Raw genomic sequence first — 11,995 nt, 5'->3', positions numbered from 1 at the left:
TAATCTGAGCCAGACTAAGAAGAGCCGAATCTTGCTAATTCTTAATGCCGTGGCTTGTGCACCGTAAATACCCGACTCACATTGAAACCAAAATGAATTCCCCCGTCAAGCCAGTCGCCGCTGGTTTCGGTAACGAAGCCTTTTTCGATCATGGAGGTACTGTTCGTAAAATGGAGTTGAAAGACGTGGCCACCTGTTTCGATGTCGAAGCCGATGCTGAGGCTGTTCCGGTAGCCGGGGACGAGCTGATCCGGAAGCACATAAACGTATTCGGCATTGATCGCCATCCGCTTGGTCAGCTTGATGCGGGTAGCCATTGCGGCAGCGTAAACGTCGTTGGCTTCTATGCTAAACTTGACCAGATTGCGGTGTACTACCGTGGGTGAAAACTGGAGGCTGAAATTGTCGCTGAATTTGCGGCCAAAAATCAACTGGTAAGTATAAGTAAGCCGAGAGGAGAAATAATTCTCCCGATCAGGATTGGCCCAACGTAAACCTTGTACCGCAGTGCTTGCAAATAAAGCGGCAGTAATAGGCATTACTTTTTTGCCAGAACTTTGTCGGAGAAATTTGTACTTCACAAATCCGTCCAAGGTTTTTTCATAACTGCTGCGACCAAAACCCACCGTCAGGCGGTTGGTAATACCATAATCAGCACCGATACGAATGGTAGCATTGTCCAGCCCAAAAAGATCATAAGCCCCTCTGTTCAGCATACCAAAGCGGTGAGATATTTTGATATCCAGCACACCTGCAGCAGTACTCTCCAAGCTATGGAGGTTGATCACCCGATTGGTTTTAAAGGCCGCTGTGGCGTAGTCCGTTGTTTCTTCCTCACCCAGCAAACCCAGCAAATCATCCTGGCTGTATGCAGACCATCCGAAACAGCAGAAAATAAGGAGTATTATCCAGTTCTTCATGATATAAAATTAAAATAGGAGCTACCGAGAATAATCATTCTGGTAGCTCCTGGTACGACATTACTTGTTCAGTTGAGCAAGTTGAACATCGACAGCGATCGTTACTTCCTTAGCGATATTTTCGGCTACCACTGAAGGAATTTCAATACCATAGTCTGCTACTGCTACGGTGAAAGTAGACTGAGCAGCGATGGAGCCCTCTTTGATGGTAATGGTACCTGGGGCGGTTAGTTTTTGGGTTACTCCATGGATCGTCATATCTCCGCTAACGGTAACAGGGTAGCTGCCGTCTTTACCCCAATTCACAGCAGTGGCATCGTCGATTTGTCCTTTGAAAGTGGCCTTGGGATAAGTGCTACTTTCCATGTAATTTTCGTTGAAATGTTCCTGCATCAAAGCTTTTTCAAACTGAAAAGCTTTAATAAGAATAGCGAATTCCATACGGCTGCTCTCTGTATCCAGGATGGCCGTTGCAGATTGGTTAACAGCTTCAATTTTTTCCACCGGGGCCTCCGAAGTAAAGGTGACTTTACCTGCGCGGGTGAAATATTTCTGGGCATTTACCGTACCTCCAACCAGGAGGATTACCGCTAAAAGAAAAAAGAATTTTTGCATTGGTTTAATAAATTTGATCTCCGTCCGAGACGAAGATATGATTGGGGAAATTTTATTTTACTTCGACACAACGTACCAGGACAACATCCATGAGCATTCCGGTACATTTTCCTTTAAGCATTACGGATTCTCCTGGCTGAAACTCCGTACGCTGATGCTCGCTGAGTTCGTCGAGCTGGCAGATAACACCGAACATCTCGTCGCCGCTGTCAAGCGTCACTTTCACGAGTCCTTCGGGGGATTTGCTCACTTCTCGCACCTTACCAGTAACTGCGATTACTTTATCCAGGTAGATTTCGTTGGCCTGCGCTTCATTTTCGGCGAAAGCCGTAAACAGTTCACCTGCGGAGATTTGAACATCCGTCTTGGCACGATCCATATTCTCGTGGGGCTTATTCCAGAGGTAAACGCCTATACCAGCACCAATAACAGCCAATAAAAGGCCGTATTTAATTATATTCTTCATAGCTAAGTTGAATTAATTATTCGGGGCACCAGCGGCGACCCAGGCTTCGATTTTTGCAATATCGCAAGCAACCAATTGTGGTTGATTTTTCGGCATCGGAGAAACCCCTGATTCGTGGCGGATGACTTTGAGAAGTTGTCCGTTGTCTACCCGCGTTTTCAGGGCAGCATATCCTTCCAGTGTGACGTTGCCAAAATTAGAGGCAGCGTTATGGCAACTGTAGCAATTGGTACTGATGATAGAAAGTATTTCCTCGCTGTAATTGACATTATCCGTCAAACATTCTAGTGTGGGATATAATTCTTCCTCCACATCATAGTAACAAGCGGTTACCAATAAGGCCAGGCCCGATAGTAACAGTAATGATGATGACTTTAGCATTTTTTCTAATTATTAGGAGCACCGGCATCTACCCAGGCACGAATCTGATCAATTTTACAATCGGAAAGTTTTTGTCCACCTTGTGGCATTGGCGAATAAGCCGAATTATGACTAACGGCTCCTACTAGTCGGCCGTTGAGTGCTACGGTTTGGACACCAGCGTGAGTGGATAAATTAATTCCTCCTGATGGAGCACTTCCACTATGGCAGCCCAAGCAAGTATTCTGGAGAATGGGGACAATGGTTGCAGCATAGCTTACATTGTCTGTGTTACAGCCACCAGCGTCGGGGTCACATTCCAGGTTTTCAGCACCTTGTAAGATCCAGGCAGCGATCAAGTTAACCTGGGCACTGGTAAGGCCAGCACGCGGCGGCGGCGGCATTCTTTTATCGGGATCATTATCGGTGATGACTTCGTACAAGTCACTACCATCCAAATCAAAAGCCCGCACATCAGCAGTTTGCATGACCCGCTCGTAGCTCGTAAGCACCACGCCATCTTGCGCGGAAGCGGCATCGTGGCAATCACTGAATGCACAGTTGGAGATGAGGATCGGCTGAATTTCTAATTCGAAATACACTTTATCCGGATCACAGGGCTCTCCCATCTCTGTCGTATCAATTGGATTGCCCGTCGTGTCAATGGGCATCATATCATCCTCCGTGATGAAAGGGTCGTGCTTACAGGAATTGAACTGAATGATTACCATTAGCAGGATTACCACTCCCAAACTCGTCTGAATAATTTTCGCCATTTCTTAGTGTCGCTATTTGCAACAAACATAAGGGCAGAATAGCGCTCTTGAAAATCCTTTCTACTGAACGGGAACAATTGCTGCCTGAGCGGGAAAAACAGAAAAACCTAATAAGCATTCAGCCATTTTTTGAAAACAGGAGAGCGCTCCGTGCTCACGATGGTATCCTGTTCGGCAGCGGGTTGGAGCGTTAATTTCACCCGCCCTTTTGAATAAGTGACCATTTCTTCAATAGCAGATAGCCCCACAATAAACTGTCTGTTGATCCGAAAAAAGCGATCTTCGGGAAGGAGTTCTTCCAGCTTTTCCAACGAGTAATCTACGGGATAACGTCGACCATTATTGGTCATAAAAAAGGTGATACGATCTTCAGTATAAGCGTAGGCAATATCTTTTACATCTAATAGCTTTATTTGCTGCCCCAGGCGAATTAAAAAGCGTGCCTCGCTACGAATCTCCAATTGCTGAGCCAGTTTCTGATAGTCTATAGATGGGGCAACTTGCTGACCTTTAAACTTATTGATAGCCTTGGCTAATGCTTCTCTTTTAATGGGTTTTAATAAATAATCAATCGCGTTCACTTGAAAGGCATCTATCGCATATTGATCATAAGCAGTAGTGAAAATAACTGGTATTTTCACGGTAACGTGTTGAAAAATTTCGAAGCTGGCGCCATCAGCTAGGTGGATATCCAAGAGGATCAGATCAGGAGCGGGTTGCTGATCGAGAAAAGCAACACTTTCGGCAATACTTTCCAGTACTGGCAATAATTCTACCTCTGGCAGAATCTCTATCACCAATTTCTTTAGTCGGCGAGCAGCCGCAGGTTCATCTTCTATAATTAATACTTTCATTGGCTTAATTTATCAACAACAAGGGGGATACTTATCCGAAAAAACTTCTCATCCTGTTCTAGTTTAACAGGCAAGGTACTCAGCAGGGCATAACGGTTACGAATATTCTGCAACCCGAAACCTGTCGAAGGCTGCTTGGTGAGTTTAGGTTGAATAGCATTTTCTACTACCAAATAATTGGCTTCCGTGTATATAGAAATCTTAAGCGGATGATGCCTGCTTATGACATTATGTTTAACGGCATTCTCTATCAACATTTGCACCACTAAAGGAGGTACTCTCTTCCCCTGTGGCAGCGCAGCAATATCCAACTGCAAATGATCCTGATACCGTTGCGTGAGAAGAAAATGATAATCTTTTACCACTTGAATTTCTTCACTCAAATTCACTGCATCTTGCTCCCTATACTGTAAAATCGAGCGATAAAAATCAGCCAATTTTTCTACGTACGTTACTGCACCTTTGGGGTTTTCCTCAATGAGTGCAACCAGCGTATTAAAGGAGTTGAACAAAAAGTGGGGGTTGATTTGACTTTTCAGGGTTTCATACTGGCTTTCCACTTTATCCTTTAACAAAAGGGCTTCTTTTTGCAGCCGTCCTTCTCTTTTTTGTAAAAAATACCTTCCCAGTAATACTACCAACAAAATGGAGGCTCCAATAAACCAGCCCTGCAAATAGAGCGGTGGGCGAATTCTAAAAGCATAGCTTACTCGCTGCTCCGAAGAAGAAAATTGATTATTTTGGGAAGCAGTAACGACAAATTCATACCGTCCTGGTGGTAAATTAGAATATACCGCCTGGTGATCGCGAGTAGCAATCCAATCCTGGTCAAAGCCTTTCAATTGATAGCGAAAACGCACTTCCTCGGGATCACTGAGCCAAACACCCTGATAACTAAAAATAAGATTATTCTCATTCGCCTTCAACACTGTTTTGTTTTCAAAATCCAAAGGATCCAAGTACACGGAAATTTGCTCAAGATGCAAGCGCGGCTGCTGCCGATATTTACCATAAAAAGGAGTGTAACAAAGCAACTGCCTTATTCCTCCAAGCCATACTTTGCCTTCCTTATCTGTTGCTACAGCATTTAATGCCGGAGAAAAACCAGCCTCTTGGTAAAAATGATGGTAATCAATCGTCTCTTCGGTAGCCACATCGTACACCATCAAACCTCGCTGGTGCGTAATAAGAATATTGCCAAAATGATCACTACCGATGCCAATCACCTCGTTCCGGCCAAAGGCCATGGGTTTCTTTGGTTTTTGGAAGCTTCCTTCTTCTAAATAGTAGAGCTGTTGATCATTCGTGCTGATCCAAATCCGTCCGCGGCCATCTTCCGTAATAGCGTAAACAGCATTAATTGAAGTGCCATCCTTACTTGTCCGAAAGGTCTTAAGAGTACCGTCTTTTTGTACATAACTCACGCCATGACCATCGGTACCAAACCAAACATTACCTGCATGGTCAATATGATTACAATATAGAAAATCCGTCCCAATCGACTGGGTTGCTTCGGGCCTGCTAAAGCGAGGTAATCCTCCGGCGCTAGGCGATGGCGAATAATAGACGCCCCCCAAGGTAGCCAGCCAGATACCATTAGCATCCCCACTGATTGAAAGAATACTTCCATTGCCTAAACCGTGAGCTGCCCCAATCTCTTGTAAATCTAATTTTTCAGCATCCAATATAAACAAGCCTTCCCCAAAAGTTCCCAGCCATAATCGGTTGTGATGATCGACATGCAAACTGATAATATTCAAATCTTCCGCCAATTTATAAGGAACTAACGCACCTCCGGAAGCTGGCCGATAATAAAGCCCTTTCTGGCTACCTACCCAGATCTGGTTCTGCTGATCTATGGCAATTGCCTGGGTGGCAACGGGAAGGTTATCCCAGTTGAGCAAACGGGCTTGTACCCTGCAAAGCCCCTGATCATGTGAGAGTATCCACAACAAGCCTTCCTGATCAAAGAGTAATTTGACGATACGCTGCGGAGGATGTTCCAGCTGGGTCTCCTGGCGGATAACCTTTTGTTCTTTAAGCATAAATACATGCAGTCCCTGCTCCTGGGTGCCCACCCAAAGCTGGCCCTGGTCTACCTTAGCAATACTACTCACGACCCCACCAGGCCAAATGTCCGGCAAGCTTACTTTTAGTTGGTTATTTTTCACTTGGCAATAGGCAATACCTGCGTCGTAGGTACCTAGCCAAACGCCACTATCAGGGTCAGCAAAAAGATGGGTAACAATATTATCGGGCAAACCATCGGTTGTAGAAAAGCTACGTACCTCTTTCTCACCTTCTTGCCAGCTTAGCAAACAAATACCTGCATCATTAGCAGCCCAAACCAATCCAGCCTGATCAATAACAAGGTCATAAATATCTTCACTGACGAGGCCCTCCTCTTTACCAAACTGATAAAGCCTTCCTTTACGATAGCAATAAACGCCCTCTCCATAAGTAGCAATCCATAGTTGTCCCAGGCTATCTTTCTGCATCGCTGTAATCCTGGCTTGAGGCCAACCCTCTTCTATTTCCCAAGGGAGAAACTGCCCCAACTCATCTTCATACGCGACCTGACCAGTGCTATAACCCATCCACTTTTTGCCCTCCGCATCTTCATAGACAGCACTAATATCCAAGGTATTGAAAACACCGTTGAGAGGGACTGGCAAGGTATTTTCGCCATCATATTTCCAGCACCCGGCACTGGCTCCTACCCATAAGCTACCATCGAAAGATTGTAACAAGGTACTATAGTTTCCCTCTATCAAATCGCTCTCTTCCGAAATACAATCATAAGACAGGTATTGCGCGTTTACTACCGAAACAACACCTGCCCATAACAAAATGCTCCATATACCAATTAGCTGCTTCAAGGGTTGCTCCTTTTTATTAATACTGCTGCAACCTCTACTTGTATAACCTCCGCAATTTTTTGATTGACAATTCTGGGAATAGTAATATTATGTTCATCCAGGCGAACGGAAAAGTTACTTGTAATACTAATACTATTTCCTTTTACAACCAGTGTACTTTTAATAATCCGTTCCTGTTCCACTCCGTGTACATTTAAAATCCCCTTGGCACGGATGACATACTCCCCATCGTTGCTAAAATCCACTTGCTCAATGATGCGGCCTTTGAAGCTTGTCTGTGGGAAAAGGGTGCTCTCTAGGTAGTTTTCGTTGAAATGCTGTCGCTGCAAGGGGCTGTTAAAACCGTCAAAAGAACTGATGCTTACCGCAAAAGCAAAGGTGTTTTCTTCGACATCCAGTACCCCTCGTAATTCGTTAGAGCTTGCCGCGATCATCTCTAAAGGGGCATCCGAAAGGAAATTCACTTTGCCTTCACGCGTTTGCCAGGTTTCACGCTGACTTTGTGCGGGTATTAAAAAAACAATTGTCAGAAACAGGAAAAATAATATTCGCATAGTATTAACTTAAGGAACAGCATAAAATAAATTGAGTATTCGTTTTTTGCTCAATACACTGGACAGAAAATTAGTCAATTTCATTGATTGATAAAGGAAAAGGTTGTCTGAACAAGGACTTATTCTAGCTGAACGAGAAAAATTGATGGCCCATTACTTTTCCATCGACCTTAATTGGAAACGTATTTAAGAAGATGTCAATTCTTTCGTTGATCTCCTCTTTCTTTTCGCTTGATCCCGTATCTTGCAGTCAAAATAAAGCAGTTTTGATTCCATCTCCTACGTCTTCTTATCTCGATCAGTTAAACGATGTTCAGCGCCAGGCAGTTATCAACACCGATGGGCCTGTGCTCGTTGTGGCGGGGCCGGGTTCTGGTAAAACCAGGGTACTGACCTACCGCATCGCCTACCTCATTGAGCAGGGCGTTGCGCCTTGGGAAATTCTTGCGCTGACCTTTACCAACAAGGCCGCACGGGAGATGAAGGAACGTATCGAAAAAGTGGTAGGTCACCGTGCCAGCCGGGTGTGGGCAGGTACTTTTCACTCTTTATTTGCCCGTATTCTGCGGGTGGAAGCCGAGCACATTGGCTACCCCAGCAACTTTACGATCTACGATTCTGATGATAGCAAAAGCCTGATCAAGCTGCTGATCAAGGAAAACAACCTTAATACCGACACTTATAATGTAAATAGTGTTCGTCAACGTATTTCTTCCGCCAAGAGCAACCTCATTACCCCTAAGCTTTACCAGCAGAATGAGGAACTGATGACCCAGGATCGCAAGTCGCGGATGCCTGCCATGTACAAACTCTATGCTGCTTATACTGCACGTTGTAAGAAAGCAGGAGCCATGGATTTTGACGACCTGCTTTACCGTCTTTATGAATTGCTCCAAAGCAAGGAAGAGATTTTGAAAAAATACCGCGAGAAGTTTCGCTACGTGCTCGTGGATGAGTTTCAGGATACCAACCATCTTCAGTATGCCATCGTCCGTAAGCTTGTTCAGTACGACGGCAGCCCCCGCAACATTAGTGTTGTAGGTGATGATGCACAGTCTATCTATGCTTTCCGTGGGGCGACGATCCAGAATATTTTGGATTTTGAAAAGGACTTTCAGAAACACAATATCCAGGTCTTCAAATTAGAGCAAAATTACCGCTCTACGGAGCACATTGTACAGGCCGCCAACGAGGTTATTACCAATAACAAGCGGCAGATTCAGAAAAAAATCTGGTCTGACAAGGGAACTGGCCAAAAGATTACGGTCATAAAAGCCACCACCGATAACGAAGAAGGAAAACGTATTGTAGACACTATTCTGGAGCAAAAAACGCGCAACCACCTGACCAATAAAGAAATGGCCATCCTGTATCGGACCAATTCTCAGAGCCGGGTTTTTGAAGAATACCTGCGACGTTACAATATTGCTTATCGCGTTTTTGGAGGTCAGTCGTTCTACCAACGTAAAGAGGTCAAAGACCTTATCGGTTATCTCCGTGCGGTCGTCAACCCCAAAGATGAGGAAGCACTGCGCCGCGTCATTAATTTCCCCAAAAGGGCCATTGGGAAAACGACTGTAGACAAAATAATGGACCTGGCTAACCACCAGAACATCAGTTTATGGGATGCTATCAAGCAGTTTCCTGCTACTGGTCGTACCCGCAGTAACCTCAATGAGTTTATTGACATCATAGAAAGCGCCCGCAAAAAACTGGACAAAGTAGATGCTTTTGAGGTCGCGACGATGATATCCAAGCGTTCAAAACTAGAGGACTTTTATAAAAAGGACAACTCTATCGAGGGCATGAGCCGCCAGGAGAACTATCAATCGTTGCTGAATGGTATCCAGGCCTTCGTCGCAGAAGAAAAAACCGCTGGCGAGACGGAAGATACTCAGGACAAAGGCTTGGCCAGCTATTTACAAAACATCGCCCTCTTGACGGATGCCGACGATAAGGACCCCGAAAATGCGGATAATGTGACGCTGATGTCTGTCCATGCGGCCAAAGGCCTGGAGTTTCGTTCCGTTTTTGTGTCTGGCTTGGAAGAAAAACTCTTCCCCAGCTTCATGAGCATGGACACGCCGGAAGGGCTTGATGAAGAGCGTCGTCTCTTTTATGTTGCCATCACGCGGGCAGAAGAATTTTTGACCTTGAGCTTTGCCAATGCCCGCTACCGTTTTGGTAAAATGAGCTATAACGAGCCTAGCCGTTTCCTAACAGAAATACCTGCTCATCATGTCACCAATACCGCCAACCTCAGCAGTGTGAGCAGTGATGCGCGTACGCCTATGGGCCCTCCTGCAGCTAGGGTGACGGGGCATTTCAAGCGCAACCAAGCTGGCCCACTCAAACCAGTCATTGATCCTAAAGATTTCAAACCCAGCCCCAACGATCAGATTCGTGCAGGCATGATTGTCCTCCACCTTAAGTTTGGCAAAGGCAAGGTCATCCACATCGACAACGGGATCGCCCAAATTCATTTCAAAGGCATTACCAATCCTGAGAAGAAAATCATGCTGAAGTTTGCCAAGTTGCAGATTTTGGAATAAAAACGGTTGGATGGTTTGTTGGTTGGATTGTTTGTTGGTTCGAGGGTTTGGGAGTCTCGCTTCGCGGCTACTTCGTGGTGTTGATTGTTGATGGAAATTTGGGTACGCTAAATATACTTCCTACTTCCGAACTCCGACTTTTCACAATGCCTCCCCTCCCTTGTGAAACGCAACCCGAAACGAGGCCATTTTCAATAATGGGAAGGGCCGGGGATGGGGCTAATGGTCAGTTGGGTGGTGATTTTATTGAATGACAAACCGCTGTTGGTACAGCTTCCTCTCAATTTCATATTGCAATAGGTACATGCCTGCGGGTAGCATCCCCACTTCTAGCTGCTCGCTATTCCCGCGAAACGCCCCCGACAGTACCCACTTCCCATCATAAGTGAATACCTGGTAATTGATCACTTTCGTTGCCAACGAAGGAGACATATCTACCCGCAGCCAACCATTAGCAGGGTTGGGATAAAGCGTGAGCGTAGGTGATTCCGGCAGATCGTCAGTAGAGGTTGGGCCGCCACTTACGCGGTAGCGAACCAAAGCAAAGTTCGCATAACCAAATACGTATCCGTCATCTTTGGCTCGAAGAACGACAGGATAAGGTTGGGCACGGACGTGCTCCTCGCGGACAATCCACTCAAAATCTGCGACGGCCAAGTCGATATTGATCGAAGCTGGTTCTGCATAATAATCGAAGAGTCCGCTGGTAGCACGCACGGCGGGTATGGTGGTGTTATCGTCTTGGGCAATCGCCTGAAAACGAACGGTATCACCAACGCTTACTTGCTGGATCACCGTGAGGGGCGTATTCAGCTGAAACGATGGTCGATCATTTTCTCCGTCTGTATCTTCTACGAAAAATTTCATGTCCCGAACGACCCTGTCCATGAGCATCCCATTTCGGTAGCTGGAAACCTGGATAGCAAAAGTGTAAGTTCCTGCTTGGTCAATCAAGGCATAGAAAGTTCCTGTTTCGGAATCAATTGTTGCCAGTGACCCGATGCCAAAATAGTTGGGTACGGGGTCGTTTGGCCCCTGTTTAGGCACGACCAATTCGTACACCAAGCTGTCATCATCAATATCAAAAGCGTTGGGTAAGTGAAGGTACTGTTGTCCAATAAAAGCATAATTGGTAGGTGTTTCTAAGAATACAGGCAAGTGATTATGCTCATAATCTTCCGTTAAGGTAATTTCCGATTCAGTATACAGGTTGATACTTATTGAATTAGGAAAGTTAACGTTTATGATACCATTACCTCGATTGGGATTCTCCACCGATAATAAATATCTATCCATCGTAGCGTAGGTATGAGCCCCTGAATAGATGTACTTGATAAAATTCTCATCTACCGGTGTACCATCAGGAAAACCATCTCCATTGATATCGGCGTTGTTCGAGATTGCTACGCGGCTTATCGTACCATCTCCCCAAGACAAGCTAAGCGAATCGCGAAAACCATCCGTTTGTACTGCCGCGCCTTTGATATATACAACAATCGAGGCATCAATGGACAAAAGCCCTGTTTGCTGGGCCTGAATTTCAATGCCCCAAATATCAAAAGCAGAGATCTGGCTAATATGAGAAAAGAAAAAGCATAGCGGTAAAAGTGACAGACGTACTAGTTGTTTCATCGTTCAGAGAAATTGGATGAGGAAGGAATTCGGTTACTGTAATTTACGAAATAAGCGCTTAGTGTGCAATGTCTTCAAAGAAGAAGGCTCAAAAACGGTGCGCAAAGCAGGGCTTGAAGCACGGCGGATACCGATTCATAGGGAGAGCAGGACAATGGATGGCAGCGGTTCCGCTCCTTAGGGTCGGGTTTAAAACCCGACCCTAAGGAGCGGAAAGAGCGAACAGCCAGGTGCCTTCTCCCGTCCCGACTAGAAAAGTCGGGACGGGAGAAGGCATGGCCCCTAATGAAGTTAAAAACAAGTTTGAAAGTAGAAGATTACTATTCGTTGTCTCTCCCTAAACATTACCTTCATTTTATGACCTTAGTATTGGGCAGAAAACAAGAC

The 11,995-nt window shown here is 45.4% G+C and carries 10 protein-coding genes; 1 reads left to right on the top strand and 9 read right to left on the bottom strand.

Annotated elements, in window-relative coordinates:
* Nucleotides 1-41 precede the first annotated feature (41 nt).
* From A3EU_RS0120860 to A3EU_RS0120825, 8 genes are all read right to left on the bottom strand, one after another.
* Nucleotides 42-920 carry a DUF5777 family beta-barrel protein gene (locus A3EU_RS0120860; RefSeq protein WP_020538142.1) on the bottom strand — a complete coding sequence of 293 codons (879 nt, stop codon included), beginning with the start codon at nt 918-920 and terminating at the stop codon, nt 42-44.
* 60 nt (nt 921-980) lie between these two features.
* Nucleotides 981-1,535, bottom strand: coding sequence for a YceI family protein (locus tag A3EU_RS0120855; RefSeq protein ID WP_020538141.1), 555 nt, complete (start codon nt 1,533-1,535; stop codon nt 981-983).
* 52 nt (nt 1,536-1,587) lie between these two features.
* Nucleotides 1,588-2,001, bottom strand: a complete 414-nt coding sequence (locus A3EU_RS0120850) for an OB-fold protein (RefSeq protein WP_020538140.1) — start codon at nt 1,999-2,001, stop codon at nt 1,588-1,590.
* A 12-nt stretch (nt 2,002-2,013) separates the two neighbouring features.
* Nucleotides 2,014-2,382 carry a hypothetical protein gene (locus tag A3EU_RS0120845; RefSeq protein ID WP_020538139.1) on the bottom strand — a complete coding sequence of 123 codons (369 nt, stop codon included), beginning with the start codon at nt 2,380-2,382 and terminating at the stop codon, nt 2,014-2,016.
* Nucleotides 2,383-2,387: 5 nt separating this feature from the next.
* Nucleotides 2,388-3,137 carry a c-type cytochrome domain-containing protein gene (locus tag A3EU_RS0120840; protein ID WP_020538138.1) on the bottom strand — a complete coding sequence of 250 codons (750 nt, stop codon included), beginning with the start codon at nt 3,135-3,137 and terminating at the stop codon, nt 2,388-2,390.
* Nucleotides 3,138-3,244: 107 nt separating this feature from the next.
* Nucleotides 3,245-3,991, bottom strand: coding sequence for a LytR/AlgR family response regulator transcription factor (locus A3EU_RS0120835; protein WP_020538137.1), 747 nt, complete (start codon nt 3,989-3,991; stop codon nt 3,245-3,247).
* Nucleotides 3,988-6,870 (bottom strand): ligand-binding sensor domain-containing protein, encoded by a 2,883-nt coding sequence (locus A3EU_RS33135; RefSeq protein ID WP_020538136.1) that lies wholly within the window; start codon nt 6,868-6,870, stop codon nt 3,988-3,990. Before A3EU_RS33135 ends, A3EU_RS0120835 begins: the two co-directional genes overlap by 4 nt.
* Nucleotides 6,867-7,424 (bottom strand): YceI family protein, encoded by a 558-nt coding sequence (locus tag A3EU_RS0120825; protein ID WP_020538135.1) that lies wholly within the window; start codon nt 7,422-7,424, stop codon nt 6,867-6,869. Before A3EU_RS0120825 ends, A3EU_RS33135 begins: the two co-directional genes overlap by 4 nt.
* A gap of 266 nt (nt 7,425-7,690) precedes the next feature.
* Here A3EU_RS0120825 and A3EU_RS0120820 point away from each other — a divergent pair, with 266 nt between their 5' ends.
* Complete coding sequence (locus A3EU_RS0120820; RefSeq protein ID WP_020538134.1) at nt 7,691-9,976, top strand: ATP-dependent helicase; 2,286 nt, start codon at nt 7,691-7,693, stop codon at nt 9,974-9,976.
* A gap of 243 nt (nt 9,977-10,219) precedes the next feature.
* Here A3EU_RS0120820 and A3EU_RS31270 read toward each other — a convergent pair whose 3' ends face one another.
* Nucleotides 10,220-11,608: a T9SS type A sorting domain-containing protein gene (locus A3EU_RS31270; protein WP_020538133.1), complete on the bottom strand. Its 1,389-nt coding sequence runs from the start codon at nt 11,606-11,608 to the stop codon at nt 10,220-10,222.
* Between the last annotated feature and the right edge of the window lie 387 nt (nt 11,609-11,995).

The organism is Lewinella cohaerens DSM 23179 (assembly GCF_000379805.1).
GTDB lineage: Bacteria > Bacteroidota > Bacteroidia > Chitinophagales > Saprospiraceae > Lewinella > Lewinella cohaerens.
Note: the sequence above shows the minus strand (reverse complement) of the source record. Positions and strands in the feature narration are given on the sequence as shown.

What these genes read in the sequence shown, in the direction of transcription:
- A3EU_RS0120860 (WP_020538142.1), bottom strand. Translation starts at nt 920, where the DNA reads ATGAAGAACTGGATAATACTCCTTATTTTCTGCTGTTTCGGATGGTCT.
- A3EU_RS0120855 (WP_020538141.1), bottom strand. Translation starts at nt 1,535, where the DNA reads ATGCAAAAATTCTTTTTTCTTTTAGCGGTAATCCTCCTGGTTGGAGGT.
- A3EU_RS0120850 (WP_020538140.1), bottom strand. Translation starts at nt 2,001, where the DNA reads ATGAAGAATATAATTAAATACGGCCTTTTATTGGCTGTTATTGGTGCT.
- A3EU_RS0120845 (WP_020538139.1), bottom strand. Translation starts at nt 2,382, where the DNA reads ATGCTAAAGTCATCATCATTACTGTTACTATCGGGCCTGGCCTTATTG.
- A3EU_RS0120840 (WP_020538138.1), bottom strand. Translation starts at nt 3,137, where the DNA reads ATGGCGAAAATTATTCAGACGAGTTTGGGAGTGGTAATCCTGCTAATG.
- A3EU_RS0120835 (WP_020538137.1), bottom strand. Translation starts at nt 3,991, where the DNA reads ATGAAAGTATTAATTATAGAAGATGAACCTGCGGCTGCTCGCCGACTA.
- A3EU_RS0120825 (WP_020538135.1), bottom strand. Translation starts at nt 7,424, where the DNA reads ATGCGAATATTATTTTTCCTGTTTCTGACAATTGTTTTTTTAATACCC.
- A3EU_RS31270 (WP_020538133.1), bottom strand. Translation starts at nt 11,608, where the DNA reads ATGAAACAACTAGTACGTCTGTCACTTTTACCGCTATGCTTTTTCTTT.